A 23,349-nucleotide genomic window follows, 5' to 3' on the forward strand; every position below is an offset into this window, starting at 1 on the left:
GTTCCGCCTGGGCGAAAAACGCGCTGGCCAGCTTGAGGATCTCGTTGGCCTTGCGCAGCTCCTTGTTCTCGCGTTCGAGTTCCTTCAGGCGCTGCAGGTCGGTCGTCGTGACACCGGCCCTCGCGCCGGTGTCGATCTCATCGCGCTTGACCCATTCGTTGAGGGTCTGCGGCACACAGCCAATCTTGGGGGCGATGGATTCGATCGCGGCCCACAGCGAGGGGTACTCGCCTCGGTGCTCCTGCACCATGCGAACAGCGCGTTCGCGAACCTCGGGTGAGAACTTGTTTGACTTCTTGCTCATGGCTCAATCCTCTCAGAGAAAAGAGCCTCCTCAAAACCCGGGGCGGTTCATGATGGTCGCGGTTATGTGATCTCAGATCTGAACACGTAGTGCGGTACCAGCGGTAAGGCCGCATCGCGATCACCGCGTTAGGGGCGGTGGCAGTCATGCTCTACGAAAGAACGAACTGGCTTGGTACGAAGAAGGACAATCCTGTCAGCGACTTCGTCGGATACCCTGAGCCCTTTAAGCGACCTTGATGAGGCAGTTGTCGCTCGATCGCTCGATGTAATGGAGACAGTACCTAGCAATGAGGTGGTGCTGGTTGAGGTTCTCCCCAACTCACTGTTGGCACCCTTGAAGCCGTAATCCAAACGGGCAACGTCTTTGAAGATGCTCATCCGAGTGGTTTCCACAGCGGCGGGTCGGGCTCTGGGAAAGGCAGCGTTTCTCGTTGAGGTCTTTGCAGAGCTTCCCACTGACGCATTCGTTTCAATTGCCGGGGCTTAAGAAGTACGGCACCAGAGCGATGGGTCTTCGACATGCAGGACTCCTCAAGGGTTGAATCGCACGAGCAAGGACGGTTGCGTGCCATCCTGTTTGTCTTTAGTTCTCGCGCGTCTTTCACGGCCTGCGAGTGCCTTGTCATGGTGCGGGTCGTGAATCTCTGTAATCGCAATAAATTGCCCGTATGTAAGAGCGAGAACCTGCACATGGCGGTCGCAGGTACAAGTAGTTGGCGCACGCTGCTTTTTCATTGGATTGACTTCCGATCAACGAAGGACGTCAGATAAATTTAGGCGTGTGGTGATTCCAATGCCGCCGGAATAGTGCCGCCGTGCTTGTAGGCATTTACCGATGGCAAGCACGGTAAGGAGGTTCAACGACGCGGCCCGACGTCTCACCTCGTTACAGTGCCACCGGCAAACGCTGGTGTTTAGGGCCCCAGGGGTTCGCACTCGGTAACTAACACCTCGCGCCCTTTTGGAGTTATGGAAAGCACGCGCGCGTAGTTGATCCCGGAATGCGGATGCGAAAGCATCACGGTCACTAAACCTGCTGCGCGTAGTACGCGAAGCTTATCGATCTTCGCCTCTTCTTCCACGGTGAGCGGTAACGAAGACCGCGATATCTCCCTAAGGTACTCAAGAGGCACATTCGTCTCCTAAAAATGTCACCACACGTGAAATTTTTAGAGAGTTGTCTTCTTCAAATTGTGAAAATTCGTTGCCCACTTTCGGGTCAGGGTCGTCATAACTCCAACATCCAAGTCACGACCCATGGTTCGCTAAGCCACCTTGGACCCAAAGAGGTCCAGACTGCAGACCTTCACTGAACTAAATGTGCACGAGGCTTAGCGCGTGTTGGCGAAAGGAAGGGCAGATCGCGGCGCTGAACACGTGAGTCTGTCCAGCAGGTGCTCATCACTACCTCCGTAAGCTTTCTGCAGCGACCCCGCTACAGCGGATATAGGTCGAAAGCTTGGTAGCTTTCCAAACAGCCTCCTACTCCACGTTCACATTGGAAACCTTCACCTGATGGGGCCGAAACCGAAATAGCCAACTTTCTCAGGTTTCGGTTGCGGCCTCTTGGCGGTCTCTTCAGCATCGGAGTGCGCTGTCGCAATCAGCCCTTCTTTCTGAGTTGCATCGCTTCGCCCCCGCGTCCAGCGGGGCCCCTCATCGAGATCGTCAATCATCTGTTCAAGCGAGACCAACCCATCGGCCATCGCTTCCTTGTAGCGATGACGCCCACCGGTCGCTCGGTCGATTTCTACCCATTGATCCCCAGAGCGCTGTTCCGTGATCACCCACTCGTAAGTGCCGGGACTGGGTTCTTCAACATGGACTGCCACCAGGCGTAGTTCATTGGCCATGCCCGAGCATAGGAACGAGCCACTGGGACAGGAATGTTCGAAAGCCTACGCCAGTGGTAAGTCGCGGCCTACATTCTCCCGAAAGCCCAACCGCCAGACTGGTCGCCATAGATACGGTGGAGAACCCCATGGCAACTGGCAGTCGCACCCTCTGGAAAGGTGCCATCACATTCGGCTTGGTCCACATACCTGTCGGCCTGCACACCGCAGCCACAGCGGAAGGCGTGGACTTTGACTGGCTGGACAAACGCAGCATGGACCCGGTGGGCTACAAGCGGGTGAACAAGCGCACTGGCCGCGAAATCACCAAGGACAACATCGTCAAGGGTGTCGAGTACGAAGACGGCAAGTACGTAATCATTAGCCCCGAGGAAGTCGAAGCTGTCTTTCCGAAGACCACGCAGACGATCACGATAGAACGGTTCATCGAAGCGAACGAACTACCTTTCGTGTTCCTTGAGCGTCCGTATTACGTCGCGCCCATCAATAAGAGCGACAAAGTCTACGCCCTTCTGAGGGAAGCGCTGGTCTCTACAGGAAAGATCGGTCTGGCGAAAGTTGTCATCGCTACGAAACAGCATTTGGCTGCCCTTGTGCCCTCAGGACCGGCCCTCGTCCTGTCACTGCTGCGATGGGGCGATGAGGTCAAGACGCTGGACAGCTTGGCACTCCCTGCCGCGGGCCGCAAGGCGATAAGCGCGGCTGAGCTCAAGATGGCCACGCAACTCGTGGAGGAAATGTCCGGCAAGTGGGACCCAGCCGACTTCAAGGATGAGTTCCGCCTTCAGGTCATGCAACTGGTGGAAAAGAAAGCGAAGGCCGGTGAGGGCAAGACTGTGCTTGAACCTGAAGAGGAAGCTCCGCAGTCCGCCGACGTGATTGATCTCACCGCATTGCTCCAACGCAGTCTCAAAAGCGGGGGAAAGTCTGGCAACAGTAAGTCGGCCGCTAAAACACCCTCAAGCAAAACAGCCGCGAAGACTCCCTCCAGAAAGCCTGCCGCCAAATCCTCTGCGCGCAGGTCAGGTGCTGAACGCAAAGCAGCTTAAGTCTTATTCCCCCTTGAAAGGAGTAGCACCATGCCAGACAGCAAATCCCAAATCGGCGGCCAGGATCGCAAACGCATCAACCTGTCCGAGGACTACGAGGTTCGCGACTGGGCCAAGAAGTTCCACGTGACACCGGAGCAACTCAAGGCTGCGGTCGGTGCCGTCGGCAACGAGGCCGCCGCAGTCGAGGCCCACTTGAAGCAAAGCCGGTGAGTCCGTGCGGGTCGCGACGTGGAACATCAACAATGTCAATAAGCGTATAGCGCTGCTTTTGGACTGGCTGCAGCGTACGCAACCTGATGTTGTCGCGCTCCAGGAGATCAAATGCCTGGCGGATGATTTCCCGACCGCCGCACTGCAGGCCGCCGGATACAACAGCTTGGTGGTTGGCCAACGGGCGTGGAATGGTGTGGCAATTCTGACCCGCGACGCGGAGCCTCTGCCGGTCGTCACGGCGCTGCCTGGGGACCCGGCAGATAAGGAGGCGCGCTATCTTGAAGCAGCCATCCAAGGGATCCTGTTCGCATGCCTCTATTTGCCCAACGGCAATCCGTGCCCCGGTCCCAAGTTCGACTACAAACTCCGATGGTTCGAGCGACTACAGCGCCGCACCCAGGAACTGTGGAACTCCGGGCATCCCGTGGTATTGCTCGGTGATTGGAACGTCGTACCCACCGATGCCGACATCTACAAGCCAGACACTTGGCGCGATGACGCATTGCTGCAGCCAGAGCCACGCGCAGCTTTCGCCAGTGTTCTGTCGCAAGGCTGGACAGATGCCATTGCCAAGCTGCATCGGAAGAAAGTGCCGTTCACCTTCTGGGACTACCGGCGCAAGCGCTGGGAGCGCGATGCCGGCCTCCGCATCGATCACATCTTGGTTGGACACTCGCTCAAACTGGTGGACGCGGGCGTGGACCGCGAGGAGCGCGGAAGAGAAAGCCCGAGCGACCACGCTCCGGTCTGGGCGGAACTCTCCGTCGAGAACAGTCGGTCCCCTCGCAAACAGACAACTGGAGCCCAAAAATCGCCACGCACAAAGCCGGAGCTGCCAAACGCGAAAGCGGAGCTGGCATCCCCAATCGATCCGCTTACGAAGTACAACGCCAAGCGTGACTTCAGCAAAACTGGCGAACCTGCAGGCGTTACCGCAAAGCGGCCTCGTAGTGAAAGCGCGCCGAACAAGGCCCTGCAATTCGTCATACAGAAACACTGGGCAACCCGCCTCCACTACGACTTTCGCCTGGAAATGGACGGGGTGATGGTCAGCTGGGCAGTGCCTAAAGGCCCCTCTTTGGACCCCAAGGTCAAGTCCTTGGCAATCCACGTGGAGGACCATCCCGTCGGCTACAACACTTTTGAGGGCACGATTCCCAAGGGCCAGTACGGAGGTGGCAAAGTCATTATCTGGGACCGAGGAACCTGGGAGCCAGTGGGTGACCCCAGAGAGGGATTGGCCAAGGGCAAGATCATGTTCCACCTCCACGGTCAAAAGCTCGCAGGCTTGTGGGAACTCGTGCGGATTTCCAAGCCCGGCGAAAAGAAGCAGGACCAGTGGATTCTCTTCAAAAAGAGCGGCGACGCCTGGGCGCGAGCGAGCACGGACTACGACGTTATCACCGCGCTGCCCGACAGCGTGGTTGAGACGCCGCTCGGACTGGCAGAGGAGCGCGAACCGGCTGGTGGCGCGCAGGCGTCAGCCGCCGCCCCTACATCGATGGCCCTTTCGCGCAAGGACCGTATGCCTGAGAAGCTGGAGCCGCAGCTCGCTACCCTGGTGTCCTCGGTCCCCGAGGGCAACTGGATCATCGAGACCAAATTTGATGGATACCGGATCCTCGCTCGGGTCGAGGGCGACGAGGTCCGGCTTTTCACGCGTAACGGAAATGACTGGACGAACAAGCTGCAAGGCGTCGCCAACGCAATCGCGAAGTTGGGGGTGACCCGGGCCTGGATTGACGGGGAGATTGTGGTCCTCAACGATTCAGGACTGCCCGACTTCAACCGGCTTCAGAACGCTATCGACAATGCGCGTACGCGCGATGTCGTGTTCTTCGCTTTCGATGTCCCTTACCTGGGCGACCAGGATCTGCGCGATGTACCGCTTTCTGCGCGGCGGCAGTTGCTCAAGGAGCTTTTCAACAAACGCGAGAACAACGTAGTGCGCTTCAGCCCCGCCTATGAAGTGGTGCCCTCCCAGCTTCTGGGCGCAGCGTGCGAGATGGGGCTGGAGGGCTTGATGGTCAAGCGCGCGGACGCGCCCTACGTTTCGGGACGCACGGACAGCTGGATGAAGCTCAAATGCCAGCATCGGCAGGAGTTCGTAGTTTTGGGATTTAACGATCGCACAGGTGCCCCCAAGGAAGTGGGTAGCCTGCTGCTGGGCTACTACGAGGATGGAAAGCTCCTGGCCGCCGGTTCGGTTGGCACAGGGTGGGACGCAGCGATGGGCGCCAAGTTGCACCGACGCCTGGCGAAGCTGGAAGTCGCGGAACCGTCCCTAGATGAAGCCGAGTTCAAGCCGGGGCGCTGGTCCAAGCGGAAGGCGGGCGCAGAACGGTGGGTTCGTCCCTCGCTGGTGGTGGAGGTGGCGTTTGGCGAGTGGACGCCTGACAAGCGCATTCGCCATGCCGTGTTTCGTGGAATCCGCACCGACAAGCCCGCGCAGATGATCACACGCGAGAGCGCTAAGGCACCTCGAAGCCCAACAACCTCTGCGGTGGCAGCAAAAAGCAAGGCAACGTCTTCCAGCCCAAATGTCAAGATCACCCATCCTGACCGGGTGATCGATCCCAGTACAGGACTGCGCAAGATCGACCTCGTCCGGTACTACGAGAGCGTGGCTGAATGGATGCTTCCGCATCTCAGGGACCGCCCGACTTCTTTGGTGAGGGCTCCCACTGGCATCACCGGGCAGCTGTTTTTCCAGAAGCACTCCGACAGCCGGATGCCTGGTGTGAAGATACTCGATCCAGCGCTTTGGCCGGGCCACGAGGCGTTGCTAACAGTGGGTTCTGAAGAAGGGCTGGTGTCTGCTGCCCAGATGAATGTGATCGAGTTCCACACCTGGAATTCAAAGGTAGCCCGAATCAACCAACCGGATCGGTTCGTGCTTGACCTTGATCCTGGCGAGGGAGTCACGTGGCCGATGCTGCAGGAAGCGGCGCAGCTCACGCGGGTGGTGCTTGATGAGCTAGGTCTGGAATGCTGGCTCAAGACCAGTGGTGGTAAGGGACTGCACCTGGTCGTGCCCATTGCGCCGAAGTACGACTACCCCAAGGTGAAGGCCTTCTCCCAAGCAGTCGCCCGGCACATGGCCCGCGTCATTCCATCGAAATTTGTCGCTGTGATGGGAGGGCGAAAGCGCGTCGGGAAGATATTCATCGACTACTTGCGCAATGGCCACGGGCAGACCACCGCGTGCGCGTTTTCCGCTCGTTCGCGGCCTGGTATGGGGGTTTCGATGCCGGTGGGATGGGAACAACTCAAGGAACTCAAAGGTGGGGCGCAGTGGACCATTGCCACGGCCCGGGAGTATCTGAGTTTTCAGCAGGAGGACCCTTGGGCGAAATTCTGGAGGAAGCGCCAATCCCTGGAAAGGGCTCACAAGGTGCTATCTGCCGCGCAGAAAAGTGCTCATCGTCCCTGACCCGTTGATTATTTGTTGCAGCTAGCCGTCCCCCGCATTGCCGGTTATGGGCAGCACGATGCCCGTGATGTAGCTGGAGCAACACGGCGCCGCCAGGAACACGTAGGCGGGTGAAATTTCCTCGGGTTGCGCCGGGCGGCCCAGGTGCGTTTTGGCGCCAAACTTTTCCACCTCATTGGCGGGGCGGTCCGCAGGGTTCAACGGTGTCCACACCGGCCCCGGCGCCACCGCGTTCACGCGAATGCCCCGGTCGGCCAGGTTGTGCGCCAGCGCCTTGGTAAAGGCATGGATCGCGCCCTTGGTGGCCGAATAGTCCAGCAGCTCCTTGCTACCTCGCAGGCCCGTGACCGAGCCCGTGTTGATGATCGAATCGCCGCGTTGCAGATGCGGCAGCGCCGCCTTGGCCATGTGGAAGTAGCCGTAGATGTTGGTGCGGAATGTCTCGTCAAACCGTTCCTCCGTTAATTCATCGAGCGACGCAGCGTGCTCCTGAAACGCCGCGTTGTTGATCAGCACATTGAGTTTGCCAAAGGTCTTCACGACCTTGCCCACCGCCTCGCTGCAGAAATCCGCATCTTTCACATCACCCGCCAGCGCCAGGCTGCGGCCCCCTTCGGCCTCGATATGGGCACAGGTCTCGCGGGCATCCTCATGTTCACTCAGGTAGGCGATGGCGACATCCGCCCCCTCGCGGGCGCAGAGCACAGCCACGGCGCGCCCGATGCCGGAATCTCCCCCGGTGATCAGTACCGACATCCCATCGAGCTTGCCACTACCACGGTAATGCTGGGCTTGGTAGCGCGGTTTGAGCTGCATATCGGCTTCCAGGCCGGGCTTGTCCAGATGCTGGCGCGGCAGTGGCGGCTTGGGCTCTTCATGGCCAGGACCTGGTGCTGCACGTTGGTTGGGGGCGCCCTTCTGCGCTTCCTTCCTCTCGTTCTGTGCAACGTGGTCCTGGTTGTTCAGGTCTTGCTGGGCCTGGATGGCGCGGTGCTTCTTTGCGGTCTGGTGGCCGGATGCGCTGGAACTGGATTTTTTGGGGGGCTGGGAGCGGATGGAGGTGGAGGCGGTCATGGCGGTATGTCTTTCTGCCGCGAGGGGCTCTAAGTCAACCAAAGTAAGAAGTGGCGCCTGGGCTTCAAGGCCAGTGCGCCCACGGTGATACGGACGGCGAGTTCAACGACCGGGCCGGGCCAGTACACACTGCCCCGGCCCGGCCGCGTCAGTCGCTGCAACGGTCAGCCGGCATCCTTGGACTTGCCGGTATTGCCCTGGTTGCCGCCCGATGCACTGCTGGATGCGCTCTGGGAGCCCGCACCTTTCTGGTTCTGCTGGCCGGACTGCTGCTGACCCGAACTGCCGCTGGTGCGGCTGGAGCGCCACTGGCTGAAGTCATCCGAGAACTTCTGGTAGCGCTCCTTGCGCCAGCTGTCGTAGTCGTCATCCAGCATGCGCAGTTGCTCGTCGCGCCACTGCTGGTAGTCGGGATCGCGGTGGCCCCGGCTCTGCTGGGCGGGCGGTGCGTTGCGGGTGAAGCCATAGGCGTTGCCGTAGCCACCCTGGCCGCGTTCATCATCGCGATAGGGCGAGGCAAAACGCCCTTCGTCATCGCGAAAGCCCTGGCTCTCGTACGGGGCGCCCCAGGCCTGGTGCTGACGGCCGGGGCCGTTGTCATAGCCCGAGCGGCCCTGAGGCCCATACGCGCCAAAACCCTCACGCCCCGAGCGCGGGTAGCCCTGCGATTCGCCACGGCTGCGGTTCAGGCCGTACTGGCCATAACGTTCCTGGCCATAGCGTTCTTGCTCATAGCGGTCGCTGCGGTCATTGCGGTTCTCGAACTCCTGGCGGTAACCGCCAGGGCTGCTGCCGCGATGGTCTTCGCTGCCGTAGCCCTGGTGGTCACCGCGCTCGGTAAAGCGCATGTCGTCGGCATCGCGGCCCATGCCATGGCGGGAAAAGTTGCTGTCGTCGCTGTCTCGGTAGCCCATGGTGTTCTCCTTGCGGTCAATGGGAATATCAAAAATTGAAAGTGAATAGGAATGAAAGGGTGCGGCTGGCCACATGCTGTTGTGGCCCGCCCGGTCTCAGGGCTGGCTCTTGTGCGAATCGCGACTGCCTTGCTGCTTCTGGTCGCGGCCCTGCGCGTGTGTGTCGGCGTCGTTGCGGGCACCTTGCTGGCGGTGGGTGTTGCCGCCCGTGCTCTGCTCGGCCTGCTGCTGCCCGGCGGGCGACTGGCGCTGAGACGAAGGGGTGTTGGGCTGGTTCTGCGGGTTGTTTTGAGACATGGTGGCTCCTGTCGAAGTGGTTGAACAAAGGTTGCACACAAAGCCTTCAAAGGCGTCTTGTGTGGGTTCATGTTCGAGGGGCACCGCAGCGCTTTTTGTAGGCCGTGTCCTATAGGCCTGTGGGCCAGGTGCGAGGGGAGGTGACAAATTGCACAAGCTGTAGCTCGCTGTTAACGGGGCAAAGGCGCGCTCCGGCGCAATTGCTCTGCGGTCAGCAATTGAGCGGCATGCCAGACCGCCACCATGCGCATCGCTGCCAGGAAGAAAAAAAGGGTCAGCATCCATGGACGCCGACCCTTCATGCGACAGCTAAGTGCTAGCTATCAATCGCAGCAGCCCAACATTTCCAGGCAGCACTCAGCGAGTTCTGAGCAGCAATCGGTTTGGGCCATGGCCACGCTTGCAATCGAAAGCAAGAGAGTGGCCACACTGAACTTCAAAAGTTTGTTCTTCATAGGAATGTTCCTGTTTAGGTTGAATGGAAATTGAGAAATCAACCCAAACCTAGTCAGGAGGTCGCCACACCGATGCCCGCCAAGAAGTCCAGCCTTTTACAGAGCCGTCGGGCATGCCTGTGGACTGAGGTGAATCCGACCTTCGGGACAGCGTGGAGGTCATCAGGTGCAAGCCACAGGGTTGGCAGCCAGGAACGGCGCACGCATCCATATCACCGCATTCGGTGATACAGCAATGGCCGTAGGAGGAAATGCTCGCAGAGACCGCCTGGGTCAAAAAAGCACTGCTCATAAACAGCAGGCATATGAACAAAAATCGTCGCACCAACAGAATGTACAGCGGGTATCTCAACCCATGGAAATGACGGGATGATCCGCCAGGTTCGACGCAGGCGAAGCCCGAGCTCATTCAAAGCGTCAGCCAGATGATCCGTTATTTTCAGAACCGCGGTTGCAAGCGCACTTCAGTTTGGTTCTTTGCAGCATAGGCAGTAGACGAACTTCTGAACCGTGCCAGCCGGCGTCTGATGTTCCTCGCGTTCCTGCTGTAAAAGCGTGAACTGGGCACCAAACTCTGCACGCAACCTATCGGGCTGTATCGCATCGCCGACAAGCCGCTGCACTTGTCCGGACCGTCCTCTGCACGTCGCCACAATCACGTATCCGCAGGGGCGGTAAGGAAATGGAAAAACGCCCTGTCATGCCAAACGTCATAAAAATGCTGCGAGAGTTCCAGACGAGTGATATCTCTCAACAGCCTGGAGACATCACCGGAGAGGTGACCCAGGCGGGCCTTCGACGAGGCGCCCCCTCCCACATCAATGATACCGGCGCCTCGGGCTAGGCCAGCATGTTGGATTAACTGAACGGAGCGCTTAGCATGCTCTTGAAACCAGCTCGCACCGGAGATGGATCTTGTCGAATACACCTGTTCCCAGTGATCCTTGGACTGCATGTCAACTCCTGAGCCTATTCTACAGATGTAGTCTCTGAAATATACCGGCTGAGGGTTGCATATGCGGTTGCCCTAGCCGGAGGGGCCTTGAGAGAAAATGCATCGTCCAATGGCTGCTATGGGGGTGAGTGCGGACGTTTGGTCTGCGACGCCGTGCGGCAGCAACCGCTGCAGAGTCGACCTCGAGCGTGGGAGCTCCCCCACTCTTAGGCCCTCGCTACCGGCACATCCTCCCACCGCGTCGTGTACTGCGGCGTACGCCTCTCCTGCTTCATTCCCCAGTCCTTGCCCTTGTTAGTGCCGCCCGTGGCACCTGAATGCACGGTACCCTTGCCATAGCGCTGGTTGAGGCCGTCCAGCGCCACCATCAGCTGCGTGCGGTCCCGGTGGTCTTCATCCTCCAGATCCAACTCACCCTGCAGAACGCTGCCCGGCACCAGGTCCAGCAGCATCACCCCGGCCTTGGCCATCTTGTAGCCAGGCTCATACATGCGGCGCATGCCAGCTGCGGCCGCCCACACCAGCTTGCCGGTGTCCGCAGTAGGTCGGCGCAGGGGGACCACCACCGACTTGTTAAAGCGCGGACCAGGTCGGAAGGGGGAGGTGTGACAGAACACCAGCAACTGGCTGGCCAAGCTGCCTTGCTTGCGCAGCTTCTCTGCCGCGCGGCTGGCGAACTCGCTCACAGCCTCTACCAACGGGGGCAGCTCGGTCACCGCCTGGCCGAATGATCGGGTGCAGGCAATCTCTCTTTTGGGCTCAGGCGCGTCATCCAGCTCTATGCACTGCATGCCCTGCAGCTCACGCACCGTGCGCTCCAGCACCACGCTCCAGCGCCTGCGCACCATGGCCGGATCCAGCTGGGCCAGGTCCAGCACGGTATGCACACCACCCTCGTGCAGTTGCGCTGCGATCTTGCGGCCCACGCCCCAGACTTCTTCCACCAGCGTGCTGGCCAGCACGTCGTCCAGGTCCTGGGCAGGCAGGGCGGTCAGGTTGCAGACCTGGGCCAACTCGGCCGGGTAGCTCCCCGGTTTGCGCTCGGCCGTCTTGGCGATGTGGTTGGCCAGCTTCGCCAGCGTCTTGGTGTGACCAATGCCGATACCGCAGGGGATGCCCACCCACTGGTGGATGCGGGCGCGGATGGCGTGGCTGCGTGTGATCAGGTCGCCGCGCATGCCCTGCAGGCCGATGAACGACTCATCGATGCTGTAGATCTCCTGCGAGGGGCCCAGGCCCGCCGCCAGGCTCATCATGCGGTTGCTCATGTCGCCGTACAGGGTGAAGTTGGCACTCAAGGCCACCAGGCCGTGGGTCTCTTCCATGTGCCGTATCTGGAACCACGGCGCCCCCATCTTGATGCCCAGGGCCTTGGCCTCATTGCTGCGGGCAATGGCGCAGCCGTCGTTGTTGCTCAGCACCACCACCGGGCGGCCGTTCAGGCTGGGGCGGAAGACCCGTTCGCAGCTCACGTAGAAATTGTTGCCATCCACCAGCGCATACATGCTGGCCTCCGTCCATCAGATCAGGTGAGAAACAGCTTCACGCACCCACTCACCACGCCCCACACCTCAATGGTCTGGCTGTCGCGGGGGATGATGTCGGGATAGGTGGGGTTGGCCGCGCGCAGCTTGATGCGGCCGGCACGCTGGTGCAGGTACTTCACGGTGCATTCGCCGTCCACGATGGCCACCACGATGCTGTTGTGCTTGGGCTTGATCGCCCGGTCCACCGCGATGATGCTGCCGTCCTCAATTCCAGCGTCCCGCATCGAGTCGCCCCGCACGCGCCAGAAGTAGGTGGCCTGGGGGTGCTTCACCAGCAGCTTCATGATGTCCAGCCGCTCCACCGCAAAGTCATCGGCAGGCGATGGAAACCCCGCACGCACGCTCACCCCGCAAAGGGGCAAGGCCAGCGACTGCGCCGCCGTGTCGTACGGCACGGGTAGCGGGGAATTCCAAAGACTGTACATATTTACAGTATAGCTCCCTGCTGCCAGAATGTTGTCATGTGTACCTACTACGAGGTCCCGGGCCGTGAGCAGCTGGTGCTGCACTTCGGTGACGTGCCCGAGGAAGAGTGGCGCGACAAGATGAGCCCGCTGTACCGGGGGGCGTTCCTGCGGGCCAAGGGTGAGGCAGGGTGCGAGCTAGTGGTAGGGCAGTGGGGCATGATCCCGCCAAACTCCAAGACGCCCATCCCCACCGGCAAGGACGGCAAGCGCCTGAGCACCGTCAACGCCCGGCGCGAGGGCATGGCCAAGTCATGGACCTACGGCGGCCCCTGGCGCAAAGGGCAGCGCTGCATCATCCCCGCCCAGCTGTACGTCGAGCCCTACTGGGGCACTGGCAAGCACATCCCTTGGCAGTTTGAGCGCGCCGATGGCGAGCCCTGGGGCTTGGCGGGCCTGTGGAGTGAGTGGACCGACCCGGCCACGGGCGAGATGGTGCTCAGCTACACCATGATCACGCAGAACTGCGACGACGTGCCAGTGCTCAACCTCATGCACCGGCCTGACCCCAAGCGCGCGCCCGACATGCAGGACAAGCGCACTGTGGTGCCGCTGGAAAAGGGGGACTGGGATACCTGGCTGCGCGGCGCCATTGAGCAGGCGGAGGAACTCATCAAGGTGCCGGAGCTGGACCTGTTTGTGAATCGAGCGAAGGATCCGGCACAGCAGGTAGCGTTACCTGTCGAGTCAGCGTAACGCATGAAAAATCCCTCGCCCTTTGGCGAATTCAGCGCCATGGAACATGGTAGACGAACCGCTTGAGTTGGATTGAAGTAGTTGCGGTACTTCCCAGGGGGTTGCACTTCGCGCAGTGTGGGTGCTGCTATGGGGCGTGTTAACTGAACTGCAGGGGCGAGCAGTCAGACCGTACTCCCTTTGGGAGCCCTTTCTGTTTGTGGATCCCATCTCTGCAAGCAGCTGTAAAACCGTGCGAGATCCGCGCATTCGGGCCAGAAGCGAGAGATGAACGGTGCTCCAATCGGGCTCCGTTTTGTTCGACCCGAATGCTCCTTCTGTGAATCGTTTGTTCTTTTGGCCAGGCCGTGTGCGCCTGGCAGCTGTGCTGGCTCTGTTTCTTGCCAGCGTTGCTCTCCCGAATTTCTCTTGGGCGCGGTTTCCACAATTCGACAGTGCGGCCCTGCTCACGCCCGAGCCCACATCCTTTGCGCGGTGCCCGCAGTTCTTTGCGAATGGCACACCACCGGCCATCACGCCCCGGCCGCAGCTGCGGGAGCTTTGTTATGAGGCCCTTGCGGTGCTGCACTCCGGCACCACCAAGACGCCGGTGTTTGTGGCCCAGCGATTGAACCGCCAGATGCTATAGGGGGGTAACGAGAAACGGGCCAAACGGTTCTTCGCGGATGCGCGCGCTGCTCGGCCGCGAGACGGCGACCTGGACACGCGTGATCCAGGAAGCCGGAATCAAGGTGCAGTGATGCAAGCGTTGGACAACGCGGGCACTGCGCCGGCGTGTCCGATCGAGACAACCGGTCAACCCAAGGAGAACACACCCATGAACTGCAACAAGCTGTTGCCGCGACGCGCCGTCGTCCGGGCACTCGCCCAAGCCGCTGCTCTCGTCGGCACGACGGCCCTGTTCGGCACGGCCCAGGCTGCCGATCCCGCGAGCGCGCACTTCAACGGCAAGAACATCCGCATCATCGTGCCGAACCCGGCAGGCGGCACGTCCGACATCCTGGCCCGCGTGCTTGCACCCAAAATGGGTGAGCTGCTCGGCGCCAACATCCTCGTCGAGAACAAGGCCGGCGCGACCGGCAACCTCGGCTCTGATTTCGTGGCCAAGGCGCCGGGCGACGGGCTCACGCTGCTGCTCACCGACATCGGTTCACTGGCCATTGCGCCGAGCGTGTTCCGCAGCCTGCCGTTCGACCCGGTGAAGGACTTCGCACCGGTCTCGCTGGTGGCCTACTCGCCGCACATCCTGGCCGTCTCGCCCGGGCTGCCAGTGAAGGACGTGAAAGAGCTGATCGCGCTGGCCAAGGCCAAGCCGGACTCGCTCAACTTCGCCATCTCCGGCACGGGCGGCGCCAACCATCTTGCCGGCATCGACTTCGCGCTGCGCACCGGGATCGCCTGGACCTACGTGCCCTACAAGGGCGGCGCCCAAGCGATCAACGATGTCGTCGCGGGCCAGGCGGACGTGCTGTTCAACGGCATGGTCGCCACCTATCCCATGGTCAAGGGCGGCAAGCTCAAGGCCCTGGCGATCTCCAGCGCCAAGCGTTTCCCCGCAGCACCGGAAATTCCCACCGTGGCCGAGTCGGCGCAGCTGGAAGGCTTCGAGACGGATTCTTTCCAAGGCGTCGTGGCGCCCGCGGGAACGCCCGCGCCCATCGTGGCCACGCTGCACGCGACCCTGAAAAAGATCCTGGCGACGCCAGAGATGCAAAAGCGCCTGCAGGATCTCGGTGCCGAGCACCAGCCGGGCAGCCCGGCGGCGTTCGGTAATTTCACCAGAAAAGAGAGGGAACGCTGGGCCAAAGTCGTCAAGGACTCCGGCGCCAAGTTCGACTAGCAAGGAAATTCAAATGGACACGGGAATCGCAAAACGCTTCGAGCTGTCCGCGCTCAGGGCGACAGTGTTGGCGTTGTTGGAGAAGGCCGGGCTGCAGCCCGAGGCCGCGCAGGCCGTCACGCAGGTGTTGCTGGATGCGGACCTCATCGGCCATGCCACACACGGACTGGCCCTGGTGCCCTGGTACCTGGAGGCAGCGCGGTCGGGCGCCATGCAGCTCGTCGGCGCGCCGGAGGTGGTCTCCGACCGGGGCGCCTGCGTGGTCTGGAACGGTCACCGATTGCCAGGGGCCTGGCTGGCATCGAAGGCCGTCGACCTGGCCATCCAACGTGCGGACACCTACGGTACCGCGACGCTGGTGATCCGCGACTGCGGCCACGTCGGCGCGCTGGCGGCCTACATGGCGCGCGCGACCGAGCGTGGCATGCTGCTGCTGATGGCCAGTTCGACCCCCTCGGTGGCCGGGGTGGCGCCTTTCGGGGGGCGTAAGGCGGTGTTCACGCCCAACCCGATCGCCGCGGGCATTCCGACGGAAGGCGATCCGATCCTGCTGGACATCAGTGCGTCCATCACCACGTTGAACCGGGCGCGACAACTGGCGCGCGAGGGCCGCAGCTTTCCATCGGAGTGGGTGCTCGACAAGGACGGCAGTATCTCGGCCGATCCCGCCGTCGTCGTCAGCCAGGGCGGCAGCCTGCTGCCTGTCGGGGGCCTGGACCATGGCCACAAGGGCTACAGCCTGGCGCTGCTGGTGGAGGCGCTGACCCAGGGCCTCTCGGGCTTCGGCCGGGCCGACGCGCCGAGCGGCACCAGCGTCTCGCTGTTCGTGCAGGTGCTGGATCCCAGCGCGTTCGGCGGCAGCACGGAGTTCACGCGCCAGACGGCGCATCTGGCCGCCGCATGCCGCGACACGCCGCCCGTGCCTGGCGTCGACAGAGTGCGGGTTCCGGGCGACCGGGCGGCCCAGGCCAAGAAATCGGCGCTCGAACACGGTGTGCCACTGGACGATGCGATCCTGACGGGGTTGCAGCCTTGGCTTGACCGCTACGAGATGGCCATGCCGGCACCGCTGGATGTGAATAGGCCGCTGTAGGAGAGCGTGCGCCTTGGCGCAGAGCGCGTCGCGCTCACCGTCTTTTGCGCCGGATGGTGTGCCGGAACGTGCTGTCGCGTACGGTATCTTCGTGCGGCTCGACTGCTGGTGCTTGGTGTGGGCGCTGTGGAGGAAGGGCATCCCTGGGGGGCGACAGACCGAGCCTGATCGGCTGGACATTTGGACCGCCTCGAAGCGGGAGAGAAGCCCATCGACCATCGACCATCGGATCGAGGCAGGCTTGCTGGCGTCGCTTCATCGCGTTGCGCCCCCAGCGTCGGCTCTGCGCGGCGGATTCAACCGGTCGATGCAACACATTCGCTGAACATCTCAGCGGGTGTGTGGAAGCCCAGCGTCTTGCGCGGCCTCTCGTTCAATTGTCTTGCAATGGCGTTGAGCTGAAGCTGTGAGAGACCCGAGAGATTCATCCCCTTGGGCATGTACTGCCTAAGTAAACCGTTCGTGTTCTCGTTGCTTCCTCACTGCCATGGGCTTCGCGGGTCGCAGAAGTAAACCTGGATGTCGCTAGCCATCGTGAATTGCTTGTGGGCATGCATCTCCGTGCCTCTGTCCCAGGTCGGTGACTTGTACAACTCCTGCGGTAGCTTGCTGGCGCTCTTGATGAGTGCCTTGACGACCGACTCCGAGTCTTTGCCATTGAGCTTCACCAGCATCACGTATCGCGTTTGACGTTCAACCAGCGTCGCAATTTGGCTGTTGCCACTACCAAAGACCAGATCGCCTTCCCAGTGACCAGGGACCGCTCGATCCTCGACGCAAGCGGGGCGCTCGCTGATCGAAACAGCATCAGCAATCTTTCCGTGAATTGCCGTCTTCTGTGTGTAGTGCCGTGATTGACTCATCCCGCGAGTGCGCCCGAGGTGCGCCAACAAGCAGCTAGAAGTTGACAGACTCCCGTGAGATCGGGGTTTGCTGATCAGCATCCAATTTGTGAACAGTAGGAGTCGCGCGTTCCATGCGGGCAAGGCTACAGCCATTGATTACCAGGGGGCAAGGCCTATGGTTTCAGATGCATCAACGGGAGCAGCGTGCCTACCTATGGGTTCATTGAAGGAGTAAGAACTTCCGCCCTTCAATGAATTTTCAAAATTGGAAATAGCAACATCTCCACGCTATTTCCCGAAGCACTACAGGCAGGTGGGTCTGAGACAGCCGCTCAGCCATTGAAGTAACTATGAATGCACCTCAGGTTTGCCTTTCCTAAAGGTGCCGCTTGGTTGTTTTCAGCGAAGACAAAATCAAGTGGAGTCAGCCCCGATCCAGCTTCTTCGCGTGCTGACAGCGGCTAGCAGGACGGCTACTTGATCGCAGCCGTGACGATGATTTCCACCAGAATGTCCTTCGCCCCCATCTCGCACTGCGCGGTCGCGCGCGTGGGCGCGGCGTTGGGCGCGGTCCACGCATCCCAGACTTCATTCATCCCCGCGAAGTCGCGTTCGAGGTCCTTGATCCAGATCTGGGCAGTGAGCAGGCGGCTCTTGTCGGTTCCTGCTTCCGCCAGGAACTTCTCGATTTTCGCGAGGGTTTGGGCGGTTTGGCCGCGAATGTCCTGGCTTCTGTCGTCGGCGGTTTGGCCGCCGACGAAGACCATGTGGTTGTAGACGACTGCACGGGAGCGGCGGGTGTCGGTGGCGATGCGCTTGATTTCCATGAAAAAACTCCTTGGCTGATGGGAAATGCGTTATCCAAATGAGGCGAGTTCGCCCAGGGTGATGGGTTTGATGGGCGGGCGGATGCGGTAGTAGCCCACCTCCTGCGGGCTGACCTTTATCTCGCTGGCGATGATTTCGGTCACCGTCAGTCCGCACAGCCGCCCCTGGCATGGCCCCATGCCGCAGCGGCCGAACGCCTTCGTCTGGTTGGGGCCGAGGCAGCCCACCTCCACGTATTTTTTGATTTGCCCGGCTTTCACTTCCTCGCAGCGGCATACCGTGACCTCGTCATCGGTGGGGATGCGGTGTGCGTCCTGCGGGCGATACAAGGTATCGAGAAAGGGGCGGATCTGCGTATGGGCCCTGATCTCTTCCAGGATCGCCGGCTCAAGCGCCTTGAATTTCTCGGGCGAAATGGCTTGGAGCTGGCGGGCAATCGCCAGCCCAGCCAGCCGGCCCTGGCTCGCGGATGCTTTCGCACCGACGATGCCCCGGCTGTCGCCCGCGATGTAGATGCCGGTTTCCTCGATTTGCCCGCAGGCATCGGTCACCGGAATCCAGCACAGCTGCTGTTCATCCCAGCGGTGCTCGGCGCGCAGCGACCAACTGAGCTGGGTATTCGGCACCACGCCCTGGTGGAGCAGCACCAGGGAGGCTTGGACGCGCTTTCTCTGGCCGTTGTGGGTGAACGCAATGGATTCGGCCTTCTCTGCGCCTTCGATGGCGAACGCGCTGGCTCCCGCGAACGTCTGAACGCCATGGCTGCGGATTTTCTTCAGCATCTGGCTGCCCTTGGAGAGGTCTTTCCAGCCGCGCAGCGCGCCCAGGACATGGGAGGCCGCACGCAGATAGTCGCCCGTCCCCGTGGTGTGGATCAGCGCCTTGATCTTGACGCCCGCATCCAGATACTGCTGCGCCAGCAGAAACAGCAAGGGGCCACAGCCTGCCAGCACCACGGGCTCTGTCGGAACGGCGCCCGAAGATTTGTACAAAATCTGGGCCGCGCCCGCGCCCATGACTCCCGGCAGCGTCCAGCCGGGCACGGGAAAGGGCCGCTCCATCGCACCGCTGGCGAGCACCAGGCAGCGCCCCTGAATTTTTTTGCTGCCGCCGTCGAGAAGGTAGGACACCGTCTTGTCCCTGGCGACGTTCCAGACGGCAGCACCGCCCACGTGCACGGCACCGCAGGATGCAAAATCCTGCGCGAGTTTTGTGCCGGCGGCGTAGTCCGGGCCAAGCACTTCGCGGCGGCGGGGGCTGGACTCCTCGATGGCCCGGTAGATCTGGCCGCCAACCCGCCGCTGCTCATCGAGCACGGCCACTGAAAGCCCGAAGCGCCGTGCCTCGATGGCCGCCGAAAGCCCTGCGGGGCCCGCACCAATGACCACCAGGTCAAACAATTCAACGCCGGTTGCCATATCAGTTCTCCGCACTTTGCATGTTCAGCCCGGATGCGCCCTCCTGGCGCTGGATGAGCATGCCGTCCCTCACCTGCGTGAGGCATGACTGGCGGCTGGGGCGGCCGTCGATTTCCACGAGGCACTCAAAGCAGACGCCCATCATGCAATAGGGTGCGCGCGCAGAGCCGGAAACCGGGGTCGAGCGGAATGTCCGCACGCCCGACATGAGCAGCGCCGACGCTACGCTCACATCGTCCGGAACGTCCAGCGGCTGGCCGTCAAAATAAATGCGGACTTTCTTTCCCTGCGAGCCGGCTTCGGACATAAACAGGGAAATCTTTGTTTCTTGGGTTTCAGTATGCATTGCTGAATTTCCTATTGGGGTCCAGGAATCGCTCGCCAGCGAATTCCCCGATGCCATCCGGCGCTGGTTTCACCCCCGCGATCCATGGCGCGATTTCGTAGGCATGGGAGCCTGCCAGGGAGACTCCGCTGTGGCTGGTGGCGGTGAATGCGCCGGGGTATTGGGCCGATTCCTGATAGACCGGCGAACCATCGGGGGTGAGCACACGAAGCGATCCCCATGCCCGCACGAGCTTGGCCGACGACAGTATGGGAAAGGTGGCGACCGAGCGTTTGGCGATCGACTCGATGGCCTCCACCGTCGTCCCGTCGTCCAGTCCCACGTCCTCCGCCGAGAACCCGAGCTGAACCGTGCCCTCGGCGGTCTGGCGCGCCTTGTTGGTGGGGTGCGGCAGGAATTTCTTCAGCCGCTCGGTGATGAGCACCTGGCCCCGCTTGGGCAGCACGGGCGCGTGAAGGCCCAGTTGGGGAGCGAGGGCGTTGTTGCTCAGGCCTGCGGCAAGCACGATTTTTGTGCCGCTCCACCGGCGGCCATCGCTGCTTTTGGCCTGAAAGCCCCGTCCTCCGCCGAGCGAGCGAACCTCGCCCACGTCAACTCCGCTACAAATGCGGCCGCCGAGCGCCTTGATGCCCGCATGCAGCGCATACAGCAACTTGAGCGGGTTGGCGTGGCCGTCCAGAGGGCACCAACTGCCCCCGGCCACCTTGGGGCCGATCGCGGGCAGCCGGGCCTTGAGCGCCTGATGGTCGAGCATCTCGAAGGGCGTGCGGCCGTCGGCATTGATTTTTGCCAGCATCGCCTCCCGCTCGACGACTTCTTTTTCACTGAAGCCAATCCAGAATCCGCCGCTTTGCTGGAGATCCACATCGACCCCGGTAAGCTCACGGAGTTCGCTGGCAAGCGGCCCCCAATGGTCAACGGCATCCCGGCTCCATCGGGCGTAGCGGGGAAACCCCGCGCCCTTGCTCTGAAGCCAGACGAGGCCGAAGTTGCCGCGCGAGGCGCGGTGCGCCACGTCGCCCTGATCGAGCAGGGTCACCGGGCCGCCGGACCTGGCCACGCCGTATGCGATGGCGGCCCCCACCAGCCCCCCGCCGACGACGACGACAGTTTCATTTGAAGACATAGATGTATCCCGGGAAGTGCGCTCCAGAGAGCTTTTCTCAATCGAGCGTGATGTTGTTGCGCTTGACGACCTCGCCCCAGCGCACGCTGTCTGCATTGAGCATTTGCCTGTATTCGGCAATTGAGGCGGGGGCCACCTTGGCGCCGAGCCGCTCGTGCTTCTTGATGACCTCGGGGTCTGCAAGCACGGCGTTGATCTCCCGGTGCAGCCTTTCAACAATGGCCTGCGGCATATTGGCCGGGCCCACGACGCCGCCCCAGGTTTCCATTTCCAGGCCTGGATAACCGGCCTCCCGGATGGTGGGAACGTTGGGCAGCAAGGGGGAGCGAGTGGGTCCCGTAATAGCAAGCGCGTTGATGCGGCCCGCCTTCACCTGGGGCTCCATCGAGGTGAAGTTGCTAAACATCATCTGGATCTGGCCCGCCGCCAGGTCCATCTCTGCGCCCGGGGCGCTCTTGTACGGGACGTGGGTGATCTGGGTTTCGGAGAGGTTGCCGAACAATGCGCCGAGCACGTGCAGCGCGGTGCCGTTGCCCGTGGAGCCGTAGAAAACCTGGCCAGGACGGGCCTTGGCGTAATTCACCAAGTCCGCAACGCTCTTGACGGGAAGGGCCGGGTTCACACCCAGCAGATTGGGCTGCGTCCACTGCTTGGCGATGGGCGTGAAGCTCTTGGCAGGGTTGTAGGGCAGTGATTTCGCGGTCAGCGCGGTAACGGTGTAGGTCGCGAGATTGGAGTTGCCGATCGTGTATCCATCCGGCGCGGCCTTGGCCACCGCATCCAGCCCGATGGCCCCCGATGCGCCGGGCCTGTTGTCGATCACGATGGGCTGCCCCAGGCGCTTGCTGAGACCGTCCGCCAGAACCCGCGCCGTGCCGTCCGCAGCGCCGCCTGCCGCGGCGTTCACGATGAAGCGGATCGGTTTTTCCGGCCACTCTGCCTGTGCAGCAGATCCGAGCGAAATCAGGGTGATGAAAGCAGCCGCGGCCATAAGGGGCCGGTGCTGGTTGTGATACGACATGGACACTCTCCGTTGGACATGATGAACGATCGAGTTCTCATGGTAGGGAGGGATCCCGCCGATATCTATGGATGCTGGATCATCAATACATACATGGATGTTATGTTTCTGCGCATGAAGCCGCCGCGACCAAACGAATTAATTCCTTGGCCGGGACTGAAAGCTTCGCGTCGCTCATGGCCGTGGCATAAACCGTGTAGCCGATCGAAGGGCGCAGGGGCAAGGCCACGCCGCCCCGCTTCTGGTGTTTTGCCGCCGTCATGGGATCGACCACGGCAATGCCCAGCCCCTCCAGGCAGAGATCGCTGATGGACTGGAACAGCGACGCTTCGATCATGGCATCGGCTTGTACCCCGTTGGCACCGAGCCAGGCATTCAGGCGCGTCTGGAACGTTCCGGATGAAGCGATGAACGGTTTGTTGACGAATTCGCCGACGTGAATGTGGTCGGACCTCGGATCGAGCCACTTCTCGGTGCCGATGCATACACATTCCGAGGGAAACTCGGCCACCGTCTCCAGGTCTCCCAGCGAGAGCGTATCTGCCGTGAGCCCGATATCGGCCTGCCGGGTTTTGACGTGCCTAGCCACTTCAATGTACGAAGCAACTCGAAGGCTGATGAAGACGTCGGGAAATTTTTCTCTCAATTGGCGGATGACGGCTGGCAGGATGGAATGCCCGATGGAAGGGATTGCGCCGATCGAGAGCTGGCCAAGCTTCTGCTTTCGCAGTTGATCGGAAAAATCGACGATTTGCTCCAGCCCCAGAAAAGACTGCTGAACCTTTGCCATCAAAGCATGGGCCTCTTGCGTGGGCTTGATGCTGCGTCCGTTTTTGGCGAACAGCAAAATACCCATGGATCTTTGGAGATCGGCTATCAGCCGACTCATGGCCGGCTGGGTGATTCCCAGCGCATCGGCTCCGGCGCTGATTCCGTTATGCAGCATCGCAGCCTGGAAGGCCTCAACCATTCGGTGGGTGACATTTCGATACTTCATGGGGTTTACCTTAAATAGTTATTTGGGTATCGCAAATAGCGAAATCTCAAAGCCAAAGCTGAGATCGTGGGAAGAGGAATGACAACATTTCTGGCTTCCCCAGCGTGTCGACGTAGCAAATTAGCTCAACCCAGAAGCGCAGCACCTTGCCGCACAAGAGGCAGTTCAGAAGTGGCATCCGTGGCCTACTGATCGATCGCATCCGGGAGATCGATTCGGGATCAACCGATCAGACAGCCTAATCAGGTTCTGTGGCCACTGTCTCAGAACAACCCGCGAGTGCCCGGTGACTGGCTTACAGCTGGCTTCCACATTGCGGGCGCGAGTGGCAGCAATCGCTGCCAAGCGGGCCGCCGTTGTGCCGGCCTCAGGCTTAACTGACGAGCTGGCTTTTCTGTTCAATAGCCTGTTGCGCAGAAACCAGACATTGAGCTCAAGCACAGGCAAAAGTCGGTGCTATTCCAACAAAGGGCGTCAGCAGTGGATCACTCCTGCCGATCTACATGCAAGATTACGGCCTCGTTTCGTCCGCGGGCGTGCATCTGAGGACGTTCATACGCATCCAACCATATTGGG

The 23,349-nt window shown here is 61.2% G+C and carries 21 protein-coding genes and 1 pseudogene; 6 read left to right on the forward strand and 16 right to left on the reverse strand.

Annotation, left to right across the window (positions count from 1 at the left end; all coding sequences use genetic code 11):
• Positions 1-304: transposase (locus ATF69_RS15920; protein WP_146871579.1), on the reverse strand; the 304-nt coding region annotated here is incomplete at its 3' end.
• 1,510 nt (positions 305-1,814) lie between these two features.
• Positions 1,815-2,159, reverse strand: a complete 345-nt coding sequence (locus ATF69_RS15930; protein WP_056058964.1) for a hypothetical protein — start codon at positions 2,157-2,159, stop codon at positions 1,815-1,817.
• A 128-nt stretch (positions 2,160-2,287) separates the two neighbouring features.
• On the opposite strand from ATF69_RS15930, the gene ku reads away from it, so the two are divergent.
• From ku to ligD, 3 genes are read left to right on the forward strand one after another with little or no spacing between them, the layout of a single operon-like run.
• A complete protein-coding gene (gene ku, locus ATF69_RS15935) occupies positions 2,288-3,208 on the forward strand; it encodes a non-homologous end joining protein Ku (protein ID WP_146871581.1) in 921 nt (306 codons plus the stop codon).
• 30 nt (positions 3,209-3,238) lie between these two features.
• Positions 3,239-3,421, forward strand: coding sequence for a DUF3606 domain-containing protein (locus tag ATF69_RS15940; RefSeq protein ID WP_146871582.1), 183 nt, complete (start codon positions 3,239-3,241; stop codon positions 3,419-3,421).
• 4 nt (positions 3,422-3,425) lie between these two features.
• Positions 3,426-6,857, forward strand: a complete 3,432-nt coding sequence (ligD, locus tag ATF69_RS15945; RefSeq protein WP_146871583.1) for a DNA ligase D — start codon at positions 3,426-3,428, stop codon at positions 6,855-6,857.
• A gap of 21 nt (positions 6,858-6,878) precedes the next feature.
• Here ligD and ATF69_RS15950 read toward each other — a convergent pair whose 3' ends face one another.
• The 7 genes from ATF69_RS15950 to ATF69_RS15975 all read right to left on the reverse strand — a co-directional run bounded on the left by ATF69_RS15950 (position 6,879) and on the right by ATF69_RS15975 (position 12,524).
• Positions 6,879-7,931, reverse strand: a complete 1,053-nt coding sequence (locus ATF69_RS15950) for an SDR family oxidoreductase (RefSeq protein WP_167514361.1) — start codon at positions 7,929-7,931, stop codon at positions 6,879-6,881.
• Between the two features lie 164 nt (positions 7,932-8,095).
• Complete coding sequence (locus tag ATF69_RS15955) at positions 8,096-8,845, reverse strand: hypothetical protein (protein ID WP_146871584.1); 750 nt, start codon at positions 8,843-8,845, stop codon at positions 8,096-8,098.
• Positions 8,846-8,941: 96 nt separating this feature from the next.
• Positions 8,942-9,142: a hypothetical protein gene (locus ATF69_RS15960; RefSeq protein WP_056058943.1), complete on the reverse strand. Its 201-nt coding sequence runs from the start codon at positions 9,140-9,142 to the stop codon at positions 8,942-8,944.
• 323 nt (positions 9,143-9,465) lie between these two features.
• Entirely contained in the window at positions 9,466-9,597 is a 132-nt protein-coding gene (locus ATF69_RS23415) for a hypothetical protein (RefSeq protein WP_280179007.1), read from the reverse strand.
• Positions 9,598-10,252: 655 nt separating this feature from the next.
• Entirely contained in the window at positions 10,253-10,552 is a 300-nt protein-coding gene (locus tag ATF69_RS23315; RefSeq protein WP_244303743.1) for a hypothetical protein, read from the reverse strand.
• A 206-nt stretch (positions 10,553-10,758) separates the two neighbouring features.
• On the reverse strand, positions 10,759-12,057 hold the full coding sequence (locus ATF69_RS15970; RefSeq protein WP_146871585.1) for a Y-family DNA polymerase: 1,299 nt from the start codon (positions 12,055-12,057) through the stop codon (positions 10,759-10,761).
• A 20-nt stretch (positions 12,058-12,077) separates the two neighbouring features.
• Positions 12,078-12,524, reverse strand: coding sequence for a LexA family protein (locus ATF69_RS15975; RefSeq protein WP_146871586.1), 447 nt, complete (start codon positions 12,522-12,524; stop codon positions 12,078-12,080).
• 36 nt (positions 12,525-12,560) lie between these two features.
• On the opposite strand from ATF69_RS15975, the gene ATF69_RS15980 reads away from it, so the two are divergent.
• From ATF69_RS15980 to ATF69_RS15995, 3 genes are all read left to right on the forward strand, one after another.
• A complete protein-coding gene (locus ATF69_RS15980; protein ID WP_146871587.1) occupies positions 12,561-13,259 on the forward strand; it encodes an SOS response-associated peptidase in 699 nt (232 codons plus the stop codon).
• Between the two features lie 817 nt (positions 13,260-14,076).
• A complete protein-coding gene (locus ATF69_RS15990; RefSeq protein ID WP_158641491.1) occupies positions 14,077-15,099 on the forward strand; it encodes a Bug family tripartite tricarboxylate transporter substrate binding protein in 1,023 nt (340 codons plus the stop codon).
• 13 nt (positions 15,100-15,112) lie between these two features.
• Complete coding sequence (locus tag ATF69_RS15995; protein ID WP_146871589.1) at positions 15,113-16,192, forward strand: Ldh family oxidoreductase; 1,080 nt, start codon at positions 15,113-15,115, stop codon at positions 16,190-16,192.
• Positions 16,193-16,488: 296 nt separating this feature from the next.
• Here ATF69_RS15995 and ATF69_RS16000 read toward each other — a convergent pair.
• From ATF69_RS16000 to ATF69_RS16030, 7 genes and pseudogenes are all read right to left on the reverse strand, one after another.
• Positions 16,489-17,085, reverse strand: a pseudogene (locus ATF69_RS16000) (IS30 family transposase); the annotation flags it as partial.
• 425 nt (positions 17,086-17,510) lie between these two features.
• Positions 17,511-17,864: a RidA family protein gene (locus ATF69_RS16005; RefSeq protein WP_005797423.1), complete on the reverse strand. Its 354-nt coding sequence runs from the start codon at positions 17,862-17,864 to the stop codon at positions 17,511-17,513.
• A gap of 30 nt (positions 17,865-17,894) precedes the next feature.
• The gene (locus ATF69_RS16010; RefSeq protein WP_146871590.1) at positions 17,895-19,283 is read right to left on the reverse strand and encodes an NAD(P)/FAD-dependent oxidoreductase; all 1,389 of its coding nucleotides are present in this window, start codon (positions 19,281-19,283) and stop codon (positions 17,895-17,897) included.
• Between the two features lies 1 nt (position 19,284).
• The gene (locus ATF69_RS16015; protein ID WP_146871591.1) at positions 19,285-19,629 is read right to left on the reverse strand and encodes a (2Fe-2S)-binding protein; all 345 of its coding nucleotides are present in this window, start codon (positions 19,627-19,629) and stop codon (positions 19,285-19,287) included.
• The gene (locus tag ATF69_RS16020; protein ID WP_146871592.1) at positions 19,619-20,755 is read right to left on the reverse strand and encodes an NAD(P)/FAD-dependent oxidoreductase; all 1,137 of its coding nucleotides are present in this window, start codon (positions 20,753-20,755) and stop codon (positions 19,619-19,621) included. Before ATF69_RS16020 ends, ATF69_RS16015 begins: the two co-directional genes overlap by 11 nt.
• 37 nt (positions 20,756-20,792) lie before the next feature.
• Positions 20,793-21,776: a Bug family tripartite tricarboxylate transporter substrate binding protein gene (locus ATF69_RS16025; RefSeq protein WP_146871593.1), complete on the reverse strand. Its 984-nt coding sequence runs from the start codon at positions 21,774-21,776 to the stop codon at positions 20,793-20,795.
• Positions 21,777-21,876: 100 nt separating this feature from the next.
• The gene (locus tag ATF69_RS16030) at positions 21,877-22,773 is read right to left on the reverse strand and encodes a LysR family transcriptional regulator (RefSeq protein WP_146871594.1); all 897 of its coding nucleotides are present in this window, start codon (positions 22,771-22,773) and stop codon (positions 21,877-21,879) included.
• Between the last annotated feature and the right edge of the window lie 576 nt (positions 22,774-23,349).

Source organism: Acidovorax delafieldii (assembly GCF_007993815.1).
In the GTDB taxonomy this organism is placed as follows: domain Bacteria; phylum Pseudomonadota; class Gammaproteobacteria; order Burkholderiales; family Burkholderiaceae_C; genus Acidovorax; species Acidovorax delafieldii.

Excerpts from the sequence above, each read along its gene's own strand:
- ATF69_RS15930 (WP_056058964.1), bottom strand. The coding sequence starts at position 2,159 with ATGGCCAATGAACTACGCCTGGTGGCAGTCCATGTTGAAGAACCCAGT.
- ku (WP_146871581.1), top strand. The coding sequence starts at position 2,288 with ATGGCAACTGGCAGTCGCACCCTCTGGAAAGGTGCCATCACATTCGGC.
- ATF69_RS15940 (WP_146871582.1), top strand. The coding sequence starts at position 3,239 with ATGCCAGACAGCAAATCCCAAATCGGCGGCCAGGATCGCAAACGCATC.
- ATF69_RS15950 (WP_167514361.1), bottom strand. The coding sequence starts at position 7,931 with ATGACCGCCTCCACCTCCATCCGCTCCCAGCCCCCCAAAAAATCCAGT.
- ATF69_RS15955 (WP_146871584.1), bottom strand. The coding sequence starts at position 8,845 with ATGGGCTACCGAGACAGCGACGACAGCAACTTTTCCCGCCATGGCATG.
- ATF69_RS15960 (WP_056058943.1), bottom strand. The coding sequence starts at position 9,142 with ATGTCTCAAAACAACCCGCAGAACCAGCCCAACACCCCTTCGTCTCAG.
- ATF69_RS23415 (WP_280179007.1), bottom strand. The coding sequence starts at position 9,597 with ATGAAGAACAAACTTTTGAAGTTCAGTGTGGCCACTCTCTTGCTTTCG.
- ATF69_RS23315 (WP_244303743.1), bottom strand. The coding sequence starts at position 10,552 with ATGCAGTCCAAGGATCACTGGGAACAGGTGTATTCGACAAGATCCATC.
- ATF69_RS15970 (WP_146871585.1), bottom strand. The coding sequence starts at position 12,057 with ATGTATGCGCTGGTGGATGGCAACAATTTCTACGTGAGCTGCGAACGG.
- ATF69_RS15975 (WP_146871586.1), bottom strand. The coding sequence starts at position 12,524 with ATGTACAGTCTTTGGAATTCCCCGCTACCCGTGCCGTACGACACGGCG.
- ATF69_RS15980 (WP_146871587.1), top strand. The coding sequence starts at position 12,561 with ATGTGTACCTACTACGAGGTCCCGGGCCGTGAGCAGCTGGTGCTGCAC.
- ATF69_RS15990 (WP_158641491.1), top strand. The coding sequence starts at position 14,077 with ATGAACTGCAACAAGCTGTTGCCGCGACGCGCCGTCGTCCGGGCACTC.
- ATF69_RS15995 (WP_146871589.1), top strand. The coding sequence starts at position 15,113 with ATGGACACGGGAATCGCAAAACGCTTCGAGCTGTCCGCGCTCAGGGCG.
- ATF69_RS16005 (WP_005797423.1), bottom strand. The coding sequence starts at position 17,864 with ATGGAAATCAAGCGCATCGCCACCGACACCCGCCGCTCCCGTGCAGTC.
- ATF69_RS16010 (WP_146871590.1), bottom strand. The coding sequence starts at position 19,283 with ATGGCAACCGGCGTTGAATTGTTTGACCTGGTGGTCATTGGTGCGGGC.
- ATF69_RS16015 (WP_146871591.1), bottom strand. The coding sequence starts at position 19,629 with ATGCATACTGAAACCCAAGAAACAAAGATTTCCCTGTTTATGTCCGAA.
- ATF69_RS16020 (WP_146871592.1), bottom strand. The coding sequence starts at position 20,755 with ATGTCTTCAAATGAAACTGTCGTCGTCGTCGGCGGGGGGCTGGTGGGG.
- ATF69_RS16025 (WP_146871593.1), bottom strand. The coding sequence starts at position 21,776 with ATGTCGTATCACAACCAGCACCGGCCCCTTATGGCCGCGGCTGCTTTC.
- ATF69_RS16030 (WP_146871594.1), bottom strand. The coding sequence starts at position 22,773 with ATGAAGTATCGAAATGTCACCCACCGAATGGTTGAGGCCTTCCAGGCT.